This window comes from Phaeobacter sp. JH20_37, from assembly GCF_048056015.1.
In the GTDB taxonomy this organism is placed as follows: Bacteria; Pseudomonadota; Alphaproteobacteria; order Rhodobacterales; family Rhodobacteraceae; genus Phaeobacter; species Phaeobacter bryozoorum.
Genome location: NZ_JAYMWW010000013.1, coordinates 316,819 through 340,085, shown reverse-complemented (window position 1 = coordinate 340,085; position 23,267 = coordinate 316,819). Strand labels below are relative to the sequence as shown.

Below are 23,267 nucleotides of genomic sequence, written 5' to 3'. Positions count from 1 at the left end.
AACCTCGCAAATAGAGTTTTTGAAACTGTTAAGACATCAGTGAAAGTAGAATAAATTCAGGGCTTTCTATAAAAGAAAAACCCCGGCCAGTTGGCCGGGGTTTCAAGGGCTTAGATTATTCCCACTCGATCGTGCCCGGAGGCTTCGAGGTGATGTCATAGGTGCAGCGGTTGATACCCTTGACCTCATTGATGATCCGCGTGGCGGTTTCACCCAGGAATTCGTGGCTGAACGGGTAATAATCGGCAGTCATACCATCGACAGATGTCACCGCGCGCAGGGCGCAGGCATAGTCATAAGTGCGGCCGTCGCCCATCACACCGACGGTGCGAACGGGCAGGATCGCCACAAAGGCCTGCCAGATTTCATCATAGAGACCATGCTTGCGAATCTGGTCGATATAGATCGCATCCGCCTCGCGCAGGATTTCCAGTTTTTCACGGGTGATTTCGCCGGGACAGCGGATCGCAAGGCCCGGTCCGGGGAAGGGGTGGCGACCGATGAAGCTTTGCGGCAGGCCCAGTTCGCGGCCAAGCGCGCGGACTTCATCCTTGAATAGCTCGCGCAGCGGCTCGACCAGCTTCAGCCCCATTTTTTCCGGCAGGCCGCCGACGTTGTGGTGCGATTTGATGGTGACAGACGGCCCGCCCGAGAAGGACACGGATTCGATCACATCCGGGTAGAGTGTACCCTGCGCCAGGAAGTCGGCTCCGTCGATGGTGTCGGCGTGTTTCTGGAACACGTCGATGAACAGTTTGCCGATGATTTTGCGCTTGGTTTCCGGGTCGGACTGGCCGTCCAGTTCGCCCAGGAACAGATCGCTTTCATCTGCGTGGATCAGCTGAATATTGTAGTTGTCACGGAACATCGTGACGACCTCTTCGGCCTCGTTCTTGCGCAGCAACCCGTGGTCCACGAACACACAGGTCAGCTGGTCGCCGATGGCCTCGTGGATCAGGATCGCCGCAACCGAGCTGTCAACGCCGCCAGAGAGGCCGCAGATGACTTTCTTGTCGCCCACCTGATCGCGGATCGCCTGGATCGCCTGTTCGCGGTAGGCACCCATGGTCCAGTCGCCGGTGAAACCTGCGATCTTGACAAAGTTCTCATAGAGTTTCGCACCATTGGGGGTGTGATGCACCTCCGGGTGGAACTGAACCGCGTAGAAATTGCGCGACACATCGGCGGTGATGGCAAAAGGCGCGTTGGGCGAGGTGCCGTAGACCTCAAAACCCGGCGCGATTTCGCTGACATGATCACCGTGAGACATCCAGACCTGTTCGCGGTCGCTGTCATCTGCAAACCAGCCATCCAGCAGCGGCAGGCTGCTGACCGTCGGCGTCACATAGGCGCGACCGAACTCGGCGGTGCCATGGCCGGAGAGCACCTTGCCGCCCAGCTGGTGCATCATCACCTGCTGACCATAGCAGATCCCCAGGATCGGCACGCCAAGGTCAAAGATTTCCTGCGGCGCACGGGGGCTGCCTTCGCGGGTCACGCTGTCCGGGCCACCGGAAAAGATCACGGCTTTGGGCGCCATTTCGCGCACAAAATCCATCGTGACATTCTGGTAGGGGTGAATTTCGCAATAGACATTCAGTTCGCGCAGGCGGCGCGCAATCAGCTGCGTGACCTGGCTGCCAAAGTCGATGATGAGAAGGCGGTCGTGGGATGTCTCTGTCATGCACGCGCCATAGGGCAGCGGCGCGAAATTCGCAAGGTATTTTCGTGTTTCGGGCCGCGTTTGCACAATCTCTGATCCGGTTGTCGCGCGGCCTCTTACGGCCGATATCGGGCCGCAGGCGCGAGAAACCTGTCGGGAATGTCGCTTTTCAACTTCAATGGCCGTAATCCTGCGGCGGCTTTGGTCTTGGGCGCTATAATCACACCAGCAACGAAATGCCTGTGGTGAGGAACAACCATGACAGAAGCAGCTCCAGCAGCACCGCGCCGTCGCGCTCGTGGAGGCGGTGGTGCCGCCCGTCGCGCAGAACGAACCGGCGTCAAGATTGATACCGCAAAATACATCGAGCGGAATATTCCGAATTTCGAAGTGTTGAGCGAAGAGGCGCTGCAGACCATCGAAGCCAACGCCGAAACCATCCTCGAAGAGGTCGGTGTCAACTTCGTGAACAACCCCGGCGCGTTGGAGCGCTGGCGCGAGGCCGGGGCCACGATTGATGGCGAGCGGGTACGGATCCCGCGCGGCCTGGCGCGCGAGCTGTGCAAGACGGCCCCGTCCGAATTCACCCAACATGCCCGCAACCCGGAGAAATCCGTGGTCATCGGCGGCAAGAACATGGTGCTGGCACCGGTCTATGGCCCGCCGTTTGTGCGCGATGCCAAGGGCGGGCGCCGTTACGCGACGCTGGATGATTTCCAGAAATTCGTGAAGCTGGGCTATATGTCCAAATGGCTGCACCATTCCGGCGGTACCGTTTGCGAGCCGACCGACGTACCGGTGAACAAACGCCACCTCGACATGCTGATGGCGCATATGACCCTGAGCGACAAGCCGTTCATGGGGTCGGTGACCGAGCCCAGCCGGGCGCAGGATTCCATCGAGATGTGCGAGATCCTTTTTGGCAAGGATTTCGTGCGCGACAACACCGTGATGACCTCGCTGATCAACATCAACTCGCCAATGACCTTTGACGATGTGATGATGGGTGCGCTGGAGGTCTACGCCGCCCACAACCAGGCCTGCATCATCTCGCCCTTTATCGTTGGCGGTGCCATGGCGCCGGTCTCGGTTGCCGGTACGCTGACTCAGGTTCTGGCCGAGGTGATGGCAGGCGTGGCCTATAGCCAGCTGATCCGCGCCGGTGCGCCGGTGATCTTCGGCGCCTTTGTATCCTCGATCGACATGAACTCCGGTGCGCCGACCTTCGGGACGCCGGAAGCCTCGCTGGTGACCTATGGGGCCGGTCAGCTTGCACGCCGGATGAACCTGCCGTTCCGTTCGGCCGGATCGTTCTGTGGCTCCAAGCTGCCCGACGCGCAGGCGGCCTATGAAACCGCCAATTCGCTCAACATGGGCCTGTTGTCGGGCGTGAACTTCCAGCTGCACTCCTGCGGCTGGCTCGAGGGCGGTCTGGTTGCCGATTTCGAGAAGTTCGTGATGGACGCCGATCAGCTGGGCGCGCTGCATGGTCTTGCCAAAGGTGTTGCCGTGGACGAGGAAGCCCAGGCCATGGACGCCATCCGCGAGGTTGGTCCCGGTGGTCACTACCTTGGCTGCGCCCATACGCAGGCGAATTTCAAGACCGCATTCTGGAAATCCGAGCTGCTGGACTATAAGCCCTTTGAAACCTGGGAAGAAGAAGGTGCGCGTGACACCGTTGCATTGGCCAGCAGCCGGGTGGAAACGCTGCTCGACGCCTATCAGGCGCCGCCGCTCGATCCTGAAGTGCTGAGCAGGCTGGAGGCCTATGTCGCCGAGAAGAAAGCCTCGATGCCTGATGCCTTCATGTAAGACCGGCTGAGATCGGCACTCCGATATATGCCAGCCCGGCTGGCAGGCAGACGGCGGTCCCTCGGGGCCGCCGTTTTGCGTTCCGGGCCGGTGGTCTGCCCTGGGATCCATCCTGTCTGGCGACGGTCTCAGGCGACTTTAAGGGTCGGGCGGCGCAGCCCCTCGGCCTCGCCCATCAGGGCAATCAGCACATCGACATGGCGGGTCAGTGAATACCCGGCATCGCCGGACTCGCGCTGGCGGTTGTAATCGTGTTCGAGATCCAGCAGCCGCATCACCGCAGCGGCCGGTTTCGGCAGGGTGCCATAGCCCAGCACCCGTTTCAAATCGCGCCGCCGACTATAGTCCCGCGCGCCGATCCGCGCGGTCCGCACCAACAGTCGAGGGCGGCGCAAAGCGGCCAGATGACCAAAGATATCCTGCATCGTCATGTCCTTTCCAGCTCTGTTGATAGCGCTGTGTAACACAACTGAAGCGGGTGTTGCCGAATGGGCCGGTTCGGCGAACGGTCTATTCGATATTGATTGATGAAAATTTGAAACCAATGATGCTCTGACTGAGACTATCCAGAAAAATCAGGCCAGTACGGTGAATGGTGTCTGTGGATAACACGTAGGCGGCCAGTGGGAGGATAGTTTCGAATGATCACATGTGGGGTGATAAAATGCAAACTATGGCTGTATCCGGCCTGCCGGAATGGGTGCCTGAGGAGGCGTGCCGATATCTTGAACACACCGAAGCGGGCCGTTCGATCCGCAATCTTGCAAAACAGGCGGGCTGCCACCCGTCCACGGTATTGCGACAGGTCCGACGGGTCGAAACCCGACGCGACGATCCGCTGGTCGATGGCGCCTTGGCGTCGCTGGCGGCCCGCCACTACGCCGAAACGATGCCGGGGCCCAGGCCAATGTCGGCCCGTGCTCTGGCCCTGGGCACAGTGCCCGCCTGCGCCGAAGCCTTCGAGAGCGAGGTGGTCGAAATCCTGACCTGTCTGAACCCGCAGGGCGCGGTGCTCGCGGTGGCGGATGGCATGGAGAAAGCGGTTGTCGTGCGGGAGGCGGCAAGCGGTGACAAGAAGGTCGTGGTGGATCGCATCCTGGCCGAGGCCATGGCGCTGCGCGACTGGATCGCCTGTCCGGCGCCGGGGCGGCTCAGCCGCTATCATATCACACCCGAAGGGCGCACCGCGCTCAGCCAGTTTGTGGCCCGCCGCGAGAACCGCGCCCGTTCCCGACTGGAAAGCGCCAGCCTGGCGACGCGCAAGGTTGGTCGCGGTCCGCGTCGTCCACGCCGGGCGCGCTATGGGCTGGGTGAGACGCCGCTGCATATGCTGGCGCGGCTGACGGATCGTGATGGGACGCCGTTTCTGACCAGCGATCTGGTGCGCGCCGGTGAGCGGCTGCGCGAAGATTTCGAACTGGCGCAGGTCGGCGATCATCTGGCGCAATCGGTGGCGCAGTTTGCCGATGGCGATTGCAGTCCGGCCGCCGCCCGGCGTCGCCGACCCGGACAGGCCGCGGCAGCCGCCAAACGCCGGGCCTCTGCCGCGCTCAACGCGCTTGGCGAGGGGCTGAGCGACATCGTGATGCGCTGTTGCTGCCATCTGGAAGGGCTGGAGGCGGCCGAACGCCAGCTGGGCTGGTCGGCGCGGTCAGGCAAGGTGGTGCTGCGCATCGCGTTGCAACAGCTGAAACTTCACTATGACGCCCAGCAGGCGCAGGATGAGCTTATCGGCTGAACCCATGGCCTGACATAGAAAAACCCGGCGCCATGCGGCACCGGGTTTGCGGATTTTCTCTGGCCGGTCCGGACCTGACCGGGGTCGCGCGGATCAGGCGGCGACCTCAGCCTTGGCTGTTTTCAAGTGCTCCAGAACGGTCTCCGGGGAGGAGACGCCATAGGGATCTTCGCCGTGGTTGTCGCACAGGCCCGGCTCTTCGAACCATGCCTCGACAACACCGTTGTTGACGATGGCTGCATAGCGCCAGGACCGGTTGCCAAAGCCCAGGTTATCCTTGGCCACCAGCATACCCATCTTGCGGGTGAATTCGCCCGACCCGTCGGGGATCACGCCAACGTTCTTCAGGTTCTGGGATTCGGCCCATTTGTTCATCACGAAGCTGTCGTTCACCGACATGCAGTAGATCGCATCGATGCCTTCGGCCTGGAAGTCGGCGAAGCCGTTTTCAAAACCGGGCAGCTGATAGGTCGAGCATGTGGGGGTGAAAGCACCGGGCAGGGAGAACAGCACTACACGCTTGCCCGCGAAATAGTCAGCGGTGGTTTTGTCTTCCCAGCGGAACGGGTTCGGGCCGCCCACGGATTCGTCGCGAACACGGGTGCGGAAGGTCACGTCGGGCAGTTTTACGCCAGCTTTCATCATCGGCTCCTAGTTGATCAATTCGGTGTCGGGCGGTGACTTATAATAGTTCTAAATCGCCCGCAATGGGGTATTCGCGCGCTGGTGCAGCGGTGTCCGGGTGGCGCCGCATCGCTGTGGTCATGCGCCGCTTTCTGACCGACTCGGAGGCGGGTTTGATCCTGCAATAGCGTGGAAGGCAAAACCGGCGGGCAGGGTTGCAGATTCTGCATTGCGCGCAAATATCTTAATCAAGACAGATTATTACGGCGCAGAGCTGATCCGTTTTGCCGCCATCGTCAGGTGCAGAACTGGTCGTGCCAAGCGATTGCAACTATGTTACGAAGACCAAAAGACCATTGCCGCAAGGGAACATCGACGTGCGAGATCTGAAAATCCCCGAGCAACGCCACCCGGAAAAGGCGCATCGTCCTGACAATGCTCAGCCGAAGAAGCCGAGCTGGATCCGGGTCAAGGCGCCAGGGGGCAAAGGCTACGCGGAAACGCATAAGATCATGCGTGAGAACAACCTCGTCACGGTCTGTGAGGAAGCCGGCTGCCCGAATGTTGGCGAATGCTGGAGCCAGGGCCACGCCACCATGATGATCATGGGTGAAATCTGCACCCGTGGCTGTACCTTCTGCAATATCGCCACCGGCCGGCCCGATACGCTGGATGCGTTTGAGCCGGGTCGCGTCGCCCATGCGGTGCAGAAACTTGGCCTCAACCATGTTGTGATCACCTCCGTCGATCGCGACGATCTGGAAGACGGCGGTGCAGACCATTTCGCCCAGACCATTCGCGCGGTCCGCCATCGCAGCCCGACAACCACGATCGAAATCCTGACACCGGATTTCCTGAAATGCGCCCCTGAGGTGCTGGAAACCGTGGTGGAGGCCCGCCCGGATGTGTTCAACCACAATCTGGAAACCGTTCCCGGTCTCTATCCCGGTGTCCGCCCCGGTGCGCGCTATTTCCACTCCCTGCGGCTGTTGCAGCGGGTAAAGGAGCTGGATCCTGCGATCTTCACCAAATCCGGCATCATGGTTGGCCTTGGCGAGAATGCGCAGGAGGTAAAGCAGGTGATGGACGATATGCGCGCCGCAGATATCGATTTCCTGACCATCGGCCAATATCTTCAGCCCACGCCGAAGCACCATGCGGTGGACCGTTTTGTGACGCCGGAAGAATTCGAGAGCTATGAGAAGGCCGCCTATGGCAAGGGCTTTCTGATGGTATCGGCGACGCCGCTGACGCGGTCATCTTATCACGCGGGGGATGATTTTGCCCGGCTGCGTGCTGCACGGAACGCCAAGCTCGGCCAGGCATGACACCGGAGCGTCTGGCGCGGCTGACCGGGCTGCGCCATCGCCTGCACCAGATCCCCGAGGTTTCGGGTGCCGAGGAGAAGACGGCGGAGGTGGTGGCGCGCTATCTGCGCCAATACCAGCCGGACCAGCTGCTGACCGGGCTCGGCGGCCATGGCGTTGCTGCAGTCTATCAGGGGATGGAGGCGGGGCCGACCGTCATGATCCGCTGCGAGCTCGATGGCCTGCCAATCGAGGAGCTGTCGGAGCAGCCCTACAGATCCAAACATTCCGGGCGTGGCCATCTGTGCGGCCATGACGGCCATATGGTGATGGTCGCCGCGCTGGCAGAGGATCTGGCAGCCCGACGCCCGTCTCGCGGGCGGGTGGTGCTCCTGTTCCAGCCGGCCGAAGAGACCGGCAAGGGGGCCGCTGCGGTGATCGGCGACCCGGCCTTTGCCACTATCGCGCCTGACTACGCGTTTTCATTGCATAATCTGCCGGGGCTGCCGGTTGGGGAGATTGCGCTCTGCGCGGGTGCCGCCAATTGTGCCTCGCGGGGGATGCGGGTGCAGCTGACTGGCCGGACCTCTCACGCGGCGGCGCCGCAGGATGGAATTTCGCCTGCATCTGCCATGGCGCAGCTGCTTCCGGGGCTGGTCGCGCTGGGGGGTGGTGGGGATCTTGGCCCCGATTACGCGCTGGTCACGCTGACCCATGCGCGACTGGGGCAGGCCACGTTTGGCATCGCTCCGGGCGAAGGGGAGGTCTGGGCCACGCTGCGCACGGTGAATGATACGCGCATGGCGGAGCTGATCACGGCCGCCACGACTTTGGTTCAGAGCACCTGCCTTGAGAGCGGCCTTGGCTGTGAGATCAGGTTTGATGATGTGTTCGAGGCCTGCACCAATGACGCCGAGGCGGTGACGCTGCTGCAGCGCGCCTGCACGCGCGCAGGCCATGCCGTTCGGATGCGGGCGCAGCCACAGCGCTGGTCCGAGGATTTTGGCCAGTTTGGCAAGCAGGCCAAGGCAGCTATGTTCTGGCTCGGCTCCGGCCTGGATCAGCCGCAGCTGCACAATCCCGATTATGATTTCCCAGATGCGGCAATCCCGGTCGGGGTTGCCATCTTTGCCGAGGTTATCGCCGAGATTTTGAGCGATTAGCGTGTTGCAACAGGCCCTTGCGTGGACCTGTTCAACCCGCTCAGGCGTCAGTTTGTCAGGGCTTCGACCAGTGCGACGGCCCCTACGATTGCCAGCGTGTCACGCACCACCTCATAGATGCGGTCATCCTTGCGCACATAGCGGTGGCCGGGGGCCGGTGGTGCCAGACCCCAACGCGCGTAATCGTCGATATAGATATAGTCGCCGCTGATGCGCTCCCGCGTCTTGTGGCGCTTCTTATACTGTTTCTTGATCTGCCCAGGCGCGTAATGGGCGGCGCTGTTATTATGGCCGGGAGCCCATTTTGGCGGCGCCGCATTGGCGATGGTCGGGGCAAGGGCGGGCGTCAGGCTCAGCGCGGCGGCAGTGGCCGCGGCGGCAAGATATTTCATGGTCATGGCGGATCTCCTCGTGATCTCTGCTTTGACCAAGACATGGGGGAGCCTGCCGGTTTTGGCAAATCGCCTGCGCTGCTTTGTGCTGACCGGGGTGCGACAATCGGCAAGGGGCCGCCGGTTCCCTGGCGCATGAAAAAAGGCGCGGTGTCTGCGCGCCTTTCTCGGTGCCCTGTTAGGTGCTCTGATACCCGCCGGGCAGTTCCGTGCGGCGCTTAGCCCTCATCGGTGAAGCGGACCTTGCCGATGAAGGGCAGGTTGCGGTTGCGCTGCGCGTAGTCGATTCCGTAGCCCACCACAAATTCGTCCGGGATCTCAAAGCCGATCCAGTCAGAGCGGAAATCGACCTCACGCCGTGATGGTTTGTCCAGCAGCGCGATCGACTTCAACCGTGCAGGCTGACGGCTGCGCAGCAGATGGGTGACATGGTTCAGGGTATGACCGGTGTCGACGATATCTTCGACAACCAGCACGTCGCGCCCTTCAATTGCGCCGCGCAAGTCCTTGAGAATGCGAACTTCTCGGCTGCTTTCCATCGCGTCCCCATAAGAGGACGCCTCGAGGAAATCGACCTCGATCGGCAGGTCAAGTTCCCGCACGAGATCTGCGATAAAGACGAAGCTGCCGCGCAGCAGCCCCACCACCACCAGTTTGTCGGTGCCCTGAAATTCGTCTTGGATCTCGGCGCAAAGCTCTTCGATCCGGGCCGCAATGGCCTTGGCTGAGATCATCACATCGATGACATATGGCCGCTGTGTCATGGGTGCCCCCTTGAAATTCCCGCGCGTTCATATGACATGACGCCGGATGATCATAGCAGGAAATGCGCCACTCATGCCTACCCATTCAGAAACCCGGCCAATGCCCTACACGGCACAGCAGATGTATGATCTGGTGGCTGATGTCGGGGATTATCCGAAGTTTCTGCCCTGGTGTGCGGCGGCGCGGATCCGTAGCCGGGTGCCGCAGGGGGCCGCGGAGGTGATGGAGGCGGATCTGGTGATCTCCTTCAAGGTGTTCCGCGAGCGTTTTGGCAGCCGGGTGACGCTCTACGCCGAGGATAAGAAGATCGACACCGAATATCTGGACGGTCCGTTTCGCTATATGAAGTCGAACTGGGCCTTTGCCGACCGTGCGGATGGCGGCTGCGACGTGTCCTTCTTCGTGGATTTTGAGTTCAAGAACGCAGTGTTGCAGGGCATTATTGGTGTGGTCTTCAACGAAGCGATGCAGCGGATCGTGCGGGCGTTTGAGCGGCGCGCGGCGGAGCTTTATGGCTGATCAGGAACGCATTGTAAGTTATTGAAAGAAAACGGGCCCGCGATGCGGGCCCGTTTCTTATGGCGGCTGGTGCGGCGTCGTCAGCTGGTCATATCATAGGCGCGTTCGCCATGGACGGAGATATCCAAGCCGTTTGTCTCGGTCTCTGGATCGACGCGCAGCGGGGTGATCGCGGCGGTAACCTTGACCAGAACAACAGTCACAACGGCGGTGAAGATACCGACGATCGCAAGACCGCCCAGCTGTGCCAGCCAGGTGCCCTGACCAAAGAGCGCGATCATGATGGTGCCAAAGATGCCGCCGACACCGTGCACGGCAAACACATCAAGCGTGTCGTCGATCTTCAGCACATTGCGCACCAGATTCACGGCTTCCTGACAGAGGATACCCGCGACAGCGCCAATCATCAGCGCCTCAACCGGACCGACAAAGCCAGAGGCCGGCGTGATTGAGGCCAGCCCCGCGATGGTGCCGGTGACCAGACCGACCATTGAGGCCTTGCCGTATTTGATCTTTTCCCACAGCGCCCAGGTGAGAGAGGCCGTCGCGGCAGAAATATGCGTCACAGTCAGCGCCATTGCCGCACCGCCGTCGGCGGCCAGCTGCGAGCCACCGTTGAAGCCGAACCAGCCGACCCAAAGCATCGCGGCACCGATGAAGACATAGCCGGGGTTGTGCGGCGGTGTGGTACGGTTTTTGCGCGGGCCGAGGAAGACAGCGATGATCAGCGCAGCCAGACCGGCGGTTTCATGGACCACGATACCACCGGCAAAGTCGCGCACGCCAGTCTCCCCAAAGATGCCGCCATCGGCCATCATGCCGCCGCCCCAGATCCAATGCACCACCGGCGCGTAGCACAGAAGCATCCAGAGGCCGGAGAAGACCAGCACAAAGCCAAAGCCGATGCGCTCGACATAGGCGCCGACGATCAGCGCGGGCGTGATGATGGCAAAGGTCATCTGAAAGGCAAAGAACAGAACCTCGGGCAGGGTGCCGGACAGGCTATCGGCGGTGACGCCGGACAGGAACATCTTGTCCAGGCCGCCCCAGATGCCGGAGGTGCCGCTGCCAAAGGCGATGGAGTAGCCGAAGGCGAGCCATAGAACGCTCATCAAACAGGCAATCGCATAGCACTGCATGAACACGCTGAGCACATTGCGGGCACGGACAAGCCCGCCGTAGAACAGGGCTAGCCCCGGCAAAGTCATAAAGAGGACAAGGGCCGTGGCCACAATAATCCAAGCTGTATCGGCTGCGTTCATCGCCGTTCCTTCCGCATTTCAGGCTGATTTCTATCTGAGGCCTGACAAAGCGGAGTTGCAGCGTTGAAAAAAGCGGCAGGTTTGATGTTGGCGCTAAAAAAGCAGGCTTTTGTCAAAGTGCCGAAAAAATGAGCACAATCGAGGGGGTGCTGCCCAATCCGCGCACAGAATATGAAATTGCGGCAGATGGGCGGTGATTTGCGTCAGCGGGTTCAGAGCACCTGTCGGATCAGTGTCAGCGCATAGTCGCGGGTGGCCCGTCGCACCGCGTCGCGGCCAAGGGCGCCGAAATCGACGGTTTCGACATGGGTGCTGCGGTCCCCGGCTGCCAGCGCAAAACAGACGCGGCCTTCCGGTTTGTGTTCGGAGCCGCCGGGGCCTGCGATCCCGGTCACGGCCACCGCGATATCGACACGGGCGCGGCTGCGGGCGCCTTCTGCCATCTGGATCGCGACCTCCTCGCTGACCGCGCCGAGAGCCTCGAGTGTCGCGGCCTGCACACCCAGCATCTCCTGCTTGGCGCGATTTGAGTAGGTGACATAGCCCCGATCAACCACCGCCGAGGAGCCGGGCACATCGGTGAGCGCAGCGGCGATCATACCGGCGGTGCAGCTCTCTGCGGTGGCGATGGTCAGGCCTTTTGCGCTGGCCTTGCGGATGATGTCGGACGCGTCCATGGACTTACCTCTGCAATTTACAGGCCCAGTACACCATGGGTGAGGCCGGCCAGCGCGGCGACACCGATGGCAGCAAGGATGCCTGCGATAATATCATCCATCATCACCCCTGTGGCCCCTTTCTGACGGTCGGCCCAGCCAACGGGGCCGGGTTTCCACACATCAAACAGGCGAAACAGCACAAAGGCGGCAATCCAGCCGGGCCAGAGTGCAGTGATGGCAATGTCGTGCGCCCAGGCGGGATAGGAAATCGCCCAGAGGGCAACAAACTGGCCTGCCACCTCATCCAGTACAAATTCGGAGGGATCCATGTTTTCGCGGTTGCGGGTCATCGCCTCCGCCGCCCAGACGCCGACCACCATGCAGATCACGGTTGCCAGCGCCAGCAGGAGGAATCCGCCCAGCTGATGCAGGACAAAAGCCATGGGCAACGCTGCAAGCGACCCCCATGTGCCGGGTGCCGGACGCATGTAGCCGATGCCGCCCACGGTGCCGATCAGAAAGGCGAGGCGCGAGCGTTTCATGATTTCACCACGCAGGCGGTGGCGAGGGCGGCGATGCCTTCGCCGCGACCGGTAAAGCCAAGCCGTTCGGAGGTGGTCGCCTTGATCGAGACGCGGGAGATATCAATCGAAAGAATCTCGGCCACCGCCGCGCGCATGGCGGGGGCATGGGGCGTGATCTTGGGGAATTCACAGACCAGCGTGCAGTCCACATTGGAGATCTGATAGCCCTTGGAGCGGGTCAGTTCGGCGGCGTGGCGCAGGAAGATATCGCTGGCGGCACCTTTCCATTGGGGATCCGAGGGCGGGAAGTGGCGACCGATGTCGCCCTCTGCCAGCGCACCATAGAGGGCATCGGTGATGGCGTGCAGCCCGACGTCGGCGTCGGAATGGCCCTGAAGGCCGCGATCATGGGCCACGGGCACACCGCAGAGCACGACCTCATCCCCCGGTCCGAACCGGTGAACATCATAGCCATTACCAAGCCTTACATCCATGTCGCCCCCTAATATGCGCGCAGCCCGGTCAAAGTCCTCCGGGCGGGTGATTTTGATATTGTCTGGGTCGCCCGGAATGATGGCAACGTCAATCCCTGCCGCGCGGGCCACGGCCACATCGTCTGCAGCGTCGCCGCCGGATGCGGCAAGCTGGTGGTGGGCGGCGCGGATCTGCGGCAGGTGAAAGCCTTGCGGGGTCTGGGCAGCAAACAGGCCGTCGCGGTTCTCGGTGCCGGTAACCGTCCCACCAGCCCCGCGCCACAGCGCATCGGTCACCGCCAGCGCCGGGGCGGCGGCCGGATGGTTATCGAGCGCGGCCATCACATCGCGGATCACCCGGGGAGAGACACAGGGGCGGGCGGCATCATGGATCAGAACCCTGTGGAGCCCGTGCTGATTGAGCAGTTCCACCCCGTTGGCCACCGACTGCGCCCTTGTGTCGCCACCCTTTGTGAGCAGCAGCTCCGCGCGCGATGCAAACTCCTGCCAGTGATCGGTATCCTCAGCAGCGAGAACGAGGGCAATCCGCTGAACGCCTGCGCGTAGGAAGGCATCAATGGTCCAGTCGATTACCCGGCGTCCCATCAGGGGGCGCCATTGTTTTGCCAGACCGCCGCCGGCCCGCAGGCCCTTGCCTGCGGCAACAATCAACGCTGCGGTTTGGTGGGACGCAGGAACAGCTGCGGTGGAAACCGGCGCGGTGGGTAGGGGGGCAGACGGCATGGGAAGGCTCTTTCTTGGGTCGCAAATGTTTAGGAGGTGATGCAAGGGGAGGCAATGGCAGCGCGTCACCCTGGGTAAAGTGCCTAAAAATTAGGCAACTGCCAAAAGAAGCAGCCTTGCCGCCAGGGGTTTCATTGTCGCATAGAGGCTGCTTCGGATAGAAACACCACATATGCACAAGGATTAGGCAGTTGTCCTTCACTCTCGGTTCCACCTCTCTGACCCCTCCCATCGCGCTGGCGCCGATGGCTGGAATCACCGATCGGCCGTTTCGCGATCTGGTGCGCAGCTTTGGTGTCGGGCTGATGGTGAGCGAGATGGTTGCCAGTCAGGAAATGGTGCAGGCCAAGCCCGGCGTGCGTGAACGGGCCGAGCTGAGTGCGGATGTGGAGAATACGGCGGTGCAGATTGCCGGGCGCGATGCCTATTGGATGGCAGAGGCCGCGCGGCAGGTGGAAAGCCGGGGCGCAAAGCTGATTGATATCAATATGGGATGCCCGGCCAAGAAGGTGACCAATGGTTATTCCGGCTCGGCCCTGCTGAAGACACCGGATCATGCGCTGTCGCTGATTGAGGCGGTGGTGGCTGCGGTCTCGGTGCCGGTGACGTTGAAGACGCGGCTTGGCTGGGACGACAGCTGTCTGAACGCCGCCAATGTGGCCTATCGCGCGCAGGAGGCCGGGGTGCAGATGGTCACCATCCATGGCCGTACCCGGTGTCAGTTCTACAAGGGCAATGCAGATTGGCAGGCCATTGCAGCAGTGAAAGCTGCGCTAACGGTTCCGCTGCTGGCCAATGGCGATATCGTGGATACGGCCACGGCCCGCAGTGCATTGGCACTCTCGGGTGCGGATGGCGTGATGATTGGGCGCGGGGCGCAGGGCAAGCCCTGGCTGCTGGCTGAGGTGGCGCATGACATCTGGGGCAGTGCAGCCCCCGATGTGCCGACCGGTTCGGATCTGGTTCAGATGGTCAGCGCTCATTACGAGGCGATGATCGCCTTTTACGGCGTGGATCTGGGCCTGCGGGTCGCACGCAAACATCTGGGCTGGTATATGGATGAGGCCGCCACTCCTGCTCAGCTGCGCCGGGAGGTGCTGACAGCCAAGGACCCCAAGACGGTGCTCAGCCTCCTGCCTGCGGCGCTGACCGGGGGCGCTGGGCCGGATCTTGGGCCACAAACCATGGGCGGGCAGGCGGCATGACACAGGCAGAGGGCGGAAAAACCGGCGCCACGCAGGTCGATTGGAACGGTGCAGACAGCGCGCTCTGGGCGTCGCTGCCGATTCCGGCCTTTGTCATAGATCGCGAGGCCCGGATTGCGGATGTGAATTCCGCCGGTGAGGGCTTCCTCAATACCTCGCGCAAGGCGCTGCTGGGCCAGGGCATCTGGCAGCATGTGATCATTGCCCCGGCCATTGACGAGGCGGTGGAGCGCGCCCGCGACAATGGCACGCCGCTGTTTGTGAACGATATCGACGTCGGCACCCCCGGGCGGGCGCCGCTGCAATGCAATGTACAGGTGGCGCGGGTGCAGGGCGTTCAGGGGGGGATGCTGATCCTGCTCTCCCCGCGCGAGCTGGCCGGGCGGTTGACGCAGAACCATTCGGCCAAATCCGCCGCGCAATCCGCAATCGGTATGGCCGAGATGCTGGCCCATGAGATCAAGAACCCGCTGGCAGGGATCACCGGTGCGGCGCAGCTGCTGTCCATGGGGCTGTCGGGGGATGATCTGGAGCTGACCGATCTGATCGTGAGCGAAAGTCGGCGGATCGTGAAACTCTTGGAACAGGTGGAGCAATTCGGCAACCTCTCGGCCCCGGCCTTTCAGGAGGTCAATATCCATGATGTGCTGGACCGGGCGCGCCGCTCTGCGTTGCTGGGGTTTGGCGCGCAGATGACCATCATCGAGGATTACGACCCTTCGCTGCCGATGGCCTGGGGCGACGGGGACCAGCTGTTGCAGGTGGTCCTGAACCTGCTGAAGAACGCAGCAGAGGCCGCCGATCCCGGTGGTGGAACCATTCGCATCCGTACCTTCTATGAGCATTCGTTCCGCCTGCGGCGCAGTGATGGGTCGGGCAAGCTGTTGCCGCTGCAGATTGAGATTTCCGATGACGGTCCGGGTCTGCCTGAGGCGATCCGCGATGATATCTTTGATCCGTTTGTTTCTGGCCGCGAGAATGGCACTGGTCTGGGACTGGCGCTGGTCAGCAAGATCATTGCCGATCATCAGGGCTGGATCTCGGTCAGTTCCGAACCCGGGCAGACGGTGTTTCGCCTGTCGCTGTCGCGCGTGCCGACGGCGCCGCGCCCGGCACCGTTTCCACATGATCCCAACCATACCGCAGACGCACCCAAGGAGTAGCACATCATGGACGGCACCGTTCTGGTCGCAGATGACGATCGCACTATCCGCACGGTTTTGACACAGGCCCTGACGCGGGCCGGGTGCAAGGTGCATGCGACCTCCTCTCTGACGACGCTGATGCGCTGGGTTGGCGAGGGCAAGGGTGATGTCGTCATCTCCGACGTGATGATGCCGGATGGCAATGGGCTGGAGATGCTGCCCAAGATCGCCGATGACCGGCCAGGGCTGCCGGTGATCGTGATCTCGGCGCAGAACACCATCATGACAGCGATCAAGGCGGCTGAGGCCGAGGCCTATGATTACCTGCCCAAACCGTTCGACCTGCCGGAGCTGATGAAGCGGACTGCCAAGGCGCTGACGGAGCGGCGACAAACGCAGGGGCAGGGGCGTTCGACGCCGCAGGGGGAGGGCGCGCGCGATCTCGGCCTTCATAGCGGCGAGACCCATGAGGACCTGCCACTGGTGGGGCGCACCGAGGTGATGCAGACGCTTTACCGTCTGGTGGCGCGGGTGATGAACACCGATATCCCGCTGTTGATCACCGGCGAGAGCGGCACTGGAAAATCCCTGATCGCTCGGTCCATGCATGATCTTTCGGATCGGCGCACCCTGCCGTTTGTCAGGGCTGAGGCCGCTGATCTCGCCTCGCTCGATGGTCCGGCGCAGTTGCTGGCGCAGGCCCGTGGCGGCACGCTGCTGCTGGATGAGCTGGCGGATCTCTCCGAGGAGGCACAGGCACGCGTCGTTCGCATGATGGATGCCCCCGGAGACCACCAGCCGCGTTTCATCGCCACCAGCCAGCAGGATCTGACCGCAGCGATGGAGGCCGGGCGGCTGCGACAGGATCTCTATTACCGGATCAGCGGCACGGAGCTCCCCGTGCCTGCACTGCGGGCGCGGGTGGATGACATTCCGCTGCTTTGCGCGCATTTCCTGACGCGGGCCGAAAATGATGGCGCACCGCACCGCCGGTTGAGCGAGGCAGCGCGCGAACCGCTGCGGCAGTTCCCGTGGCCGGGAAATGTGCGCCAGCTGGAGAATGTGATGCGGCGTCTGGCGCTGACCGCCCGCAGCGAGGACATCAGCCTGGATGAAGTCAACGGTGCGCTGGGCGCGCAATCGGGCGGGGAGCCGCTGGCAGCCAGCGGTGCGGCCCTCAGTACCGAGAAACTGTCGGAATCAGTGGCGCGCCATTTGCAGCGCTATTTCGATCTGCACGGCGATATGCTGCCGCCACCCGGCCTATATGCCCGGTTGATGCGGGAGGTTGAGACCCCTTTGATTGAATTATCGCTCGCGATGACCGGCGGAAATCAGGCAAAATGTGCGGATTTACTTGGTATTAACCGCAATACGCTGCGCAAGAAGATCACCGACCTTGATATTGAGGTGACACGCCGTCGCAAACTGATGTAATATAGCCACAGAACCGTGGCAGATCAGCGTTCGCGCTGGTGACGATCACGATATGTGGCGGTCGGCCAGAATGGTCGCACATCAGGATGGGGACGGTACGTGGCGCAGAGGTCACATCTTCGCTCGGCATACGGGCCATTTGCGGCCCTTGACCGCTGGCGCAGAACCCGCAGGGCACGCAATGTCGGCGCGCTTGGGCTGGTTGTTCTGGGGCCTGTGCTGGCGCTCTCGACATTTCTGATCATCGGCCCGTTCTCGCAAGGGGTCGCCTCGCTGTCGCTGCGGCTGATCCTGCTGGCTGATCTGATCTATGTGCTGGCTGTCGCGGCACTGGTCCTGACGCAGGTTGGGCGGTTGATCGCAGCCCGACGGGCCAAATCCGCGGGCTCCCGGCTGCATCTGCGGCTGATCGGGGCCTTCGCCTTTCTGGCGCTGACGCCCACCGTGATCGTGGCGCTGTTTGCCGGCCTGACCGTGAACGTGGGCCTTGAGGGCTGGTTTTCGGACCGAGTCCGTCAGGTCGTGGGAAGTTCTCTTGCCGCCGCTGAGGCCTATCAGGAGCAGCAGCAGCGCGACCTGTCGGAGGATGCGGTGGCGCTGGCGCGCTATATCGACAACAGCCGGAACCGCAATTTCTTCATCAGCGACGGGCAGCTGCGCCAGGTGCTGACACAGGGGCAATTGCAGATCCAACGCGGCCTCCAGGAGGCTTATGTGGTGGATGGCGCCGGGGCCATCCGGGCCCGTGGCGAACGCTCCTATGAGTTTGACTTTGAAGAGCCGCGCACCGCTGACATCAGCAAGGCGTCGTTTAACGGGGTTACGCTGATCCAGGACTGGGAAAACAGCGAACTGCGGGCGCTGGTGCGGCTGGATGCGTTTGTCGACCGCTTCCTGTATGTCAGCCGTGATGTGGACGGTGAGTTGCTGAGCCTCCTGGATGACACTAAGGAAACTGCGCATCTCTACCAGCAGCTGGAGAGCGAACGCGGGCGGGTTCTGTTTGACTTTGTGCTGTTGTACCTCGGTTTTGCGGTGATCCTGATCCTTGCGGCGATGTGGCTGGGCATGTGGTTTGCCGAACGGCTGTCGCGGCCTGTCGGACGGCTGACGATTGCCGCGCGCCGGGTCGGGGCGGGCAATCTCAACGTGCAGGTGCCCGAAGACGACGGCGATGACGAGATTTCGCAGCTGGGGCGCTATTTCAACCAAATGACGCTGGAGCTGCGCGAGCAGCGCGACACGCTGCTTGAGAACACCCGCCAGATCGAACGCCGCCGCCGGTTGTTTGATTCCGTGCTGATGTCAGTGACCTCGGGTGTGGTCGGGCTGGACCCTGAGGGGCGGGTGACCTTTGTGAACCGCTCCGCCGAGCGCCTGCTGGATTGGAATGGCGATCGTCAGTCGCTGGCACTGGCTGTGGCCGTGCCGGAGTTTGGGCCGCTGTTTGTGGAATTGAGCGAAACCGGCGCCGATGTGGTGCAGGATGAGGTCAAGGTGACGCGCCAGGGGCAGCTGGAGAACCTGCTGGTGCGGATGTCGCCACGGCGCAGCGAGGAGGGGCGGCTTGAGGGCTATGTGGTTGCCTTTGACGATGTCACCGACCTGGTCAGCGCCCAGCGGATGGCGGCCTGGGGCGATGTGGCCCGTCGGATTGCCCATGAGATCAAGAACCCGCTGACCCCGATCCAGCTGAGTGCCGAGCGTATCAAGCGCAAATTCGCGCCCAAGCTGGGTGAGGAGAACAGCGATCTCCTGCAATCCATGACAGATGTGATCGTGCGCCAGACCAATGACTTGCGCCGCATTGTTGACGAGTTTTCAAAATTCGCACGGATGCCGGAGCCGGAGCGCCGCGAAGAGGATCTGGTGAAGCTGTTGCGCGATGCGGTGACCCTGCAACGGGCAGGCCAGCCTGATCTGCGCATCACCGCCGATCTGCCCACCGAACCGATGCTTGCCGATCTGGATGCAACCATGATCGGCCAGGCCTTGACCAATCTGATCAAGAACGCGGGCGAAGCCGTTGAAACCCTGAAGCAAAAAGGTGGCGTGCCGGATCTGAATCCGGAAATTCGCATTGCCGTCACCTCGACGAAAACCGGCTATGAGGTCACCATCGCCGACAATGGCATCGGTCTGCCAGAAGACCGTGCCCGTTTGTTTGAACCCTATGTGACCACCCGTGACGAAGGCACCGGCCTCGGCCTGCCAATCGTCAAGAAGATCATCGAAGAACACGGCGGAACGCTGGTGCTGGAAGACGCACCGGTGTTCGAAGGTCAGGCCCATTATGGCGCCATGGCCGTGATCCGCCTGCCTGCCGCACATGAGGCGGCAGCCCCCAATAAGAGTACAGTGAAAGCAGGTCTGACATGAGTGACATTCTGATTGTTGACGACGAACGCGACATCCGTGAGCTGGTTTCCGATATCCTTGAGGATGAAGGCTATGCAACGCGCAAGGCCGGCAGCTCTGAGGAATGCATGGCCGCGCTCAACGCCGAGCCGCCGGCGCTCCTGATCCTCGATATCTGGCTGAAGGACAGCCAGATGGATGGGATCGACATCCTGAAGGTGGTGAAACGCGACAACCCGGAAATCCCCGTGGTGATCATTTCCGGCCATGGAAATATTGAAATTGCCGTCGCCGCGATCAAGCAGGGCGCGTATGATTTCATCGAAAAACCTTTTAATATCGACCAGTTGCTGGTGGTTATTCGCCGCGCGATGGAGGCTTCGAAGCTGCGCCGCGAAAACTCCGATCTGAAGCGTCAGGATGCCGGCGTGAGCGAGATGATCGGGGCCTCCGCGGCCTATCGTGCGCTGATTGGCCAGTTGGACAAGGTGACAAAGTCCAACGGCCGGGTGATGCTGACGGGGCCTGCGGGCAGCGGCAAGGAGATTGCAGCGCGCTATATTCACACCCAGTCCAATCGCGCCTCTGCCCCCTTTGTGACGGTGAACTGCGCCAGTATCGAGCCGGACCGTATGGAAGAGGTGCTGTTTGGTCGGGAAAGCGCCGAACGCGGAGTTGAGCCGGGGCTGCTGGAACAGGCGCATGGCGGCGTGATCTTCTTTGACGAGGTGGCGGATATGCCGCTTGGGACCCAGTCAAAGATCCTGCGGGTGCTGGTGGATCAGCAGTTCCAGCGGGTTGGCGGGGCCGATAAGGTGCGCGTTGACCTGCGGGTTATTTCCGCGACAAACAAGGACTTGGAGCGCGAGATTGAGGCGGATCGCTTCCGTCAGGAGCTCTATCACCGCCTGAATGTGGTGCCGATCCCGGTGCCCTCGCTGGCCGACCGGCGCGAGGATATTCCGCTGCTGGCGGATCATTTCATCGCGCATTTCAACCAGAGCCAGGGCCTGCCGCTGCGCAAGCTTAGCGAGGATGCCATTGCCCTGATGCAGACCATGCTGTGGCCGGGCAATGTGCGGCAGTTGAAGAACATGGTGGAACGGGTTCTGATCCTTGGCGAAAGCAGCGGTCCGATTGAGCCAAAGGATCTGCCCCGCGATGAAGAAGCGGTTGATGACCAGAGCCGGGTTGTGCTTTCCGGGGCGCTGGCGACGCTGCCGCTGCGGGAGGCCCGCGAGGCGTTTGAACGCGAATATCTGCTGACCCAGATCAACCGCTTTGGCGGCAATATCAGCCGCACCGCGTCTTTTGTCGGGATGGAACGCTCCGCCTTGCACCGCAAACTGAAATCGCTGGGGGTTGTCACCTCGAACAAGGCAGGCGCGCGGATCGCGCATGTTGAGAAGGAAACCGAAGAGGATATGGTCTGATTCAGGCCATATCCCCTGCTTATCAGTGGGTTGTCAGGGTTTTCTGGCTGAAAGCTCGGTATGCCGTGGTTGAGCCTTAGGGCGTCGTCGCCACGATCTGTGGCGACTGACCACGGCGTTCGATCGCACAGGAGGTCTGGCTGAGTTGAGGCAGGGTTGCGGCGCGCCGCGCCCCGACGGCATCCGCCACCGATTGCGGGCAGCGTTCTACGGCGATGTTTTCGTAGCCCTTCGCGGCCATGCAGGACCGCTCGACCCGCTGGCGCAGATCGGCGTTTACGTCCACGGTATAGATGCCGCCATCCTCCCAATAGCCGGCCCGGTGATAGCAACGCCCGTTGCGGCAAACCTCGCCACCGGGGCGAAAGATCGGCGGGTGCTGGCGGATCTGGGTGGCCACCGGGGCGTCGCGCAGGGCGCTGACCTCGCAGGCGAGGAGATCCGCATCGCGCCGGGCCACATCCGCACCGGCGCGGTAATAGACCGGAACCGGGCCACAGGCCGCCAGCGCTGATGTCACCAGCAGTGCGGCAAGCATATGATTTCTTATGGACATCCTTTGATTGTGCGCCAGAACGGGCGGTAAGACAATTGAATTGACCGTTCCGGCGGCTTCTGTCATTCAAAACGCGCGATTTCGCGCAGCAGCGCCCTGAGGAACAAGCACATGAAGGTTATTATCTGTGGCGCAGGTCAGGTCGGCTGGCAGATCGCCCGGCACCTGTCGGGGGAGCACAATGACGTGACCGTGGTGGACAACAATCCCGATCTGGTGCGCCGCGCGACGGATACGCTGGATGTGCAGGGGATTGCCGGCTTCGCCTCCTACCCGGACGTGCTGACCCGCGCCGGTGCCCGTGACGCAGACATGATCATTGCGGCCACACATTCGGATGAGGTCAATATGGTCACCTGCCAGGTGGCTCATTCGGTCTTTTCGATCCAGCGCAAGATCGCGCGACTGCGGTCAAAAAGCTATCTCGAAGCGATTTATTCGGATCTCTACCGCCGCGACCACCTGCCGATTGATGTGGTGATCAGCCCCGAGCGCGAGGTGGCCGCGGCGGCGATGCAGCGTCTTTCGGCGCCTGCCGCCTTTGATACAGAGATGTTCATGGACGGCAAAGCGCAGCTGTTGGGGGTGCAGATTGACGAGGACTGTCCGGTGGTCAACACGCCGCTGCGACAGCTGACGGATCTGTTTTCGACGCTGCGGGCCATCGTTGTGGGCATTCGCCGCGATGGCACCCTGTTTGCGCCAGAGCCGGGGGATCAGCTGTTTGTGGGGGACAGCGCCTATGTGTTTGCCCATGTTGATGACGTGAGCCGCACGATCGAAGTGTTTGGCAAACAACAGAAACGCCAGGATCGCGTAGTGATCGTTGGCGGCGGCAATGTCGGGCTTGAGGTGGCCAAGGCGCTGGAGGCCCGGACTGGGCGCACCCGTGCCAAGATGATTGAGCGCAACCGCAAATGTGCCGAACGCGCCGCCGAGACGCTGGAGCGAACCATCGTGCTGAACGGCGATGGTCTGGATCGCAGCCTGATGATCGAGGCGGGGATCGACCGGGCCGACGCCATGCTGGCGGTCACCGATGACGACAAGGTCAATATGCTGGCCGCTGTGCGGGCCAAGGCCGAAGGCTGCCCGCTGGCGATTGCACTGATCAACGATCCGACGCTGGTGCCGCTGATGGCGCCGCTGGGGATCGACGCCTATATCAATCCGCGGGCCACAACGGTGAGCTCGATCCTGCGCCACATCCGCTATGGCCGGGTGCGACAGGTCTATTCCATCGGCGATGCCGAGGCCGAGGTGATCGAGGCCGAGGTGATGTCGACCTCTCCCATGGCCGGGCAGATGATCCGCGACATCGCGTTCCCCGAAGGGGTACTGGTCGGCGCCGTTAGCAAGAACGGTAAGGTGATGCGGCCGACCGGAGGAATGCGGATCGAGGAGGGCGATGTGATCGCGCTCTTTGCCATGGCTGCGGATGTGCCGGAGGTTGAGCGCCTGATGCAGGTCTCGATTGACTTCTTCTAA

The 23,267-nt window shown here is 62.0% G+C and carries 21 protein-coding genes; 11 read left to right on the top strand and 10 right to left on the bottom strand.

Annotation, left to right across the window (positions count from 1 at the left end; all coding sequences use genetic code 11):
• Window positions 1–115 precede the first annotated feature (115 nt).
• Window positions 116–1,684: a glutamine-hydrolyzing GMP synthase gene (guaA, locus tag VWZ87_RS06440; RefSeq protein WP_340545477.1), complete on the bottom strand. Its 1,569-nt coding sequence runs from the start codon at window positions 1,682–1,684 to the stop codon at window positions 116–118.
• Between the two features lie 237 nt (window positions 1,685–1,921).
• On the opposite strand from guaA, the gene VWZ87_RS06435 reads away from it, so the two are divergent.
• Window positions 1,922–3,475 (top strand): trimethylamine methyltransferase family protein, encoded by a 1,554-nt coding sequence (locus VWZ87_RS06435; RefSeq protein ID WP_416535996.1) that lies wholly within the window; start codon window positions 1,922–1,924, stop codon window positions 3,473–3,475.
• Window positions 3,476–3,603: 128 nt separating this feature from the next.
• Here the strand turns inward: VWZ87_RS06435 and VWZ87_RS06430 are convergent, their stop codons facing one another.
• The gene (locus VWZ87_RS06430) at window positions 3,604–3,900 is read right to left on the bottom strand and encodes a DUF6477 family protein (protein ID WP_340545479.1); all 297 of its coding nucleotides are present in this window, start codon (window positions 3,898–3,900) and stop codon (window positions 3,604–3,606) included.
• A gap of 239 nt (window positions 3,901–4,139) precedes the next feature.
• Here VWZ87_RS06430 and VWZ87_RS06425 point away from each other — a divergent pair, with 239 nt between their 5' ends.
• Entirely contained in the window at window positions 4,140–5,213 is a 1,074-nt protein-coding gene (locus VWZ87_RS06425; RefSeq protein WP_340545480.1) for a DUF6456 domain-containing protein, read from the top strand.
• A 93-nt stretch (window positions 5,214–5,306) separates the two neighbouring features.
• Here the strand turns inward: VWZ87_RS06425 and VWZ87_RS06420 are convergent, their stop codons facing one another.
• Window positions 5,307–5,855: a peroxiredoxin gene (locus VWZ87_RS06420; RefSeq protein WP_340545481.1), complete on the bottom strand. Its 549-nt coding sequence runs from the start codon at window positions 5,853–5,855 to the stop codon at window positions 5,307–5,309.
• Window positions 5,856–6,214: 359 nt separating this feature from the next.
• On the opposite strand from VWZ87_RS06420, the gene lipA reads away from it, so the two are divergent.
• The gene (gene lipA / locus VWZ87_RS06415; protein ID WP_340545482.1) at window positions 6,215–7,165 is read left to right on the top strand and encodes a lipoyl synthase; all 951 of its coding nucleotides are present in this window, start codon (window positions 6,215–6,217) and stop codon (window positions 7,163–7,165) included.
• Window positions 7,162–8,307, top strand: coding sequence for an amidohydrolase (locus tag VWZ87_RS06410; protein ID WP_416535994.1), 1,146 nt, complete (start codon window positions 7,162–7,164; stop codon window positions 8,305–8,307). Before lipA ends, VWZ87_RS06410 begins: the two co-directional genes overlap by 4 nt.
• Before the next feature lie 47 nt (window positions 8,308–8,354).
• Here the strand turns inward: VWZ87_RS06410 and VWZ87_RS06405 are convergent, their stop codons facing one another.
• Window positions 8,355–8,705 (bottom strand): hypothetical protein, encoded by a 351-nt coding sequence (locus VWZ87_RS06405; RefSeq protein ID WP_340545484.1) that lies wholly within the window; start codon window positions 8,703–8,705, stop codon window positions 8,355–8,357.
• 212 nt (window positions 8,706–8,917) lie between these two features.
• Window positions 8,918–9,463 (bottom strand): hypoxanthine phosphoribosyltransferase, encoded by a 546-nt coding sequence (gene hpt / locus VWZ87_RS06400; RefSeq protein WP_340545485.1) that lies wholly within the window; start codon window positions 9,461–9,463, stop codon window positions 8,918–8,920.
• Between the two features lie 73 nt (window positions 9,464–9,536).
• On the opposite strand from hpt, the gene VWZ87_RS06395 reads away from it, so the two are divergent.
• Window positions 9,537–9,983 (top strand): type II toxin-antitoxin system RatA family toxin, encoded by a 447-nt coding sequence (locus tag VWZ87_RS06395; protein WP_416535993.1) that lies wholly within the window; start codon window positions 9,537–9,539, stop codon window positions 9,981–9,983.
• 80 nt (window positions 9,984–10,063) lie between these two features.
• On the opposite strand, the gene VWZ87_RS06390 is transcribed toward VWZ87_RS06395, so the two are convergent.
• The 4 genes from VWZ87_RS06390 to VWZ87_RS06375 form a co-directional block, all read right to left on the bottom strand.
• Entirely contained in the window at window positions 10,064–11,245 is a 1,182-nt protein-coding gene (locus VWZ87_RS06390) for an ammonium transporter (RefSeq protein ID WP_416535991.1), read from the bottom strand.
• Between the two features lie 212 nt (window positions 11,246–11,457).
• Window positions 11,458–11,922 carry a CinA family protein gene (locus VWZ87_RS06385; protein WP_416535989.1) on the bottom strand — a complete coding sequence of 155 codons (465 nt, stop codon included), beginning with the start codon at window positions 11,920–11,922 and terminating at the stop codon, window positions 11,458–11,460.
• 17 nt (window positions 11,923–11,939) lie between these two features.
• The gene (locus VWZ87_RS06380) at window positions 11,940–12,446 is read right to left on the bottom strand and encodes a phosphatidylglycerophosphatase A (protein WP_340545489.1); all 507 of its coding nucleotides are present in this window, start codon (window positions 12,444–12,446) and stop codon (window positions 11,940–11,942) included.
• Window positions 12,443–13,645, bottom strand: a complete 1,203-nt coding sequence (locus tag VWZ87_RS06375) for a bifunctional 2-C-methyl-D-erythritol 4-phosphate cytidylyltransferase/2-C-methyl-D-erythritol 2,4-cyclodiphosphate synthase (protein WP_416535987.1) — start codon at window positions 13,643–13,645, stop codon at window positions 12,443–12,445. Before VWZ87_RS06375 ends, VWZ87_RS06380 begins: the two co-directional genes overlap by 4 nt.
• A 191-nt stretch (window positions 13,646–13,836) precedes the next feature.
• On the opposite strand from VWZ87_RS06375, the gene dusB reads away from it, so the two are divergent.
• The 5 genes from dusB to VWZ87_RS06350 all read left to right on the top strand — a co-directional run bounded on the left by dusB (window position 13,837) and on the right by VWZ87_RS06350 (window position 21,223).
• Window positions 13,837–14,850 carry a tRNA dihydrouridine synthase DusB gene (dusB, locus tag VWZ87_RS06370; RefSeq protein ID WP_416535985.1) on the top strand — a complete coding sequence of 338 codons (1,014 nt, stop codon included), beginning with the start codon at window positions 13,837–13,839 and terminating at the stop codon, window positions 14,848–14,850.
• A complete protein-coding gene (locus VWZ87_RS06365) occupies window positions 14,847–16,013 on the top strand; it encodes a two-component system sensor histidine kinase NtrB (protein ID WP_416535983.1) in 1,167 nt (388 codons plus the stop codon). The genes dusB and VWZ87_RS06365 overlap by 4 nt, the downstream gene beginning before the upstream one ends.
• A gap of 6 nt (window positions 16,014–16,019) precedes the next feature.
• The gene (locus VWZ87_RS06360; protein ID WP_340545493.1) at window positions 16,020–17,432 is read left to right on the top strand and encodes a response regulator; all 1,413 of its coding nucleotides are present in this window, start codon (window positions 16,020–16,022) and stop codon (window positions 17,430–17,432) included.
• A 99-nt stretch (window positions 17,433–17,531) separates the two neighbouring features.
• Window positions 17,532–19,811, top strand: coding sequence for an ATP-binding protein (locus VWZ87_RS06355; RefSeq protein ID WP_416535981.1), 2,280 nt, complete (start codon window positions 17,532–17,534; stop codon window positions 19,809–19,811).
• Window positions 19,808–21,223 (top strand): sigma-54-dependent transcriptional regulator, encoded by a 1,416-nt coding sequence (locus tag VWZ87_RS06350; RefSeq protein WP_340545495.1) that lies wholly within the window; start codon window positions 19,808–19,810, stop codon window positions 21,221–21,223. The genes VWZ87_RS06355 and VWZ87_RS06350 overlap by 4 nt, the downstream gene beginning before the upstream one ends.
• A gap of 76 nt (window positions 21,224–21,299) precedes the next feature.
• On the opposite strand, the gene VWZ87_RS06345 is transcribed toward VWZ87_RS06350, so the two are convergent.
• Window positions 21,300–21,761 carry a hypothetical protein gene (locus tag VWZ87_RS06345; protein ID WP_416535980.1) on the bottom strand — a complete coding sequence of 154 codons (462 nt, stop codon included), beginning with the start codon at window positions 21,759–21,761 and terminating at the stop codon, window positions 21,300–21,302.
• Window positions 21,762–21,890: 129 nt separating this feature from the next.
• Here VWZ87_RS06345 and trkA point away from each other — a divergent pair, with 129 nt between their 5' ends.
• A complete protein-coding gene (gene trkA / locus VWZ87_RS06340) occupies window positions 21,891–23,267 on the top strand; it encodes a Trk system potassium transporter TrkA (RefSeq protein ID WP_340545497.1) in 1,377 nt (458 codons plus the stop codon).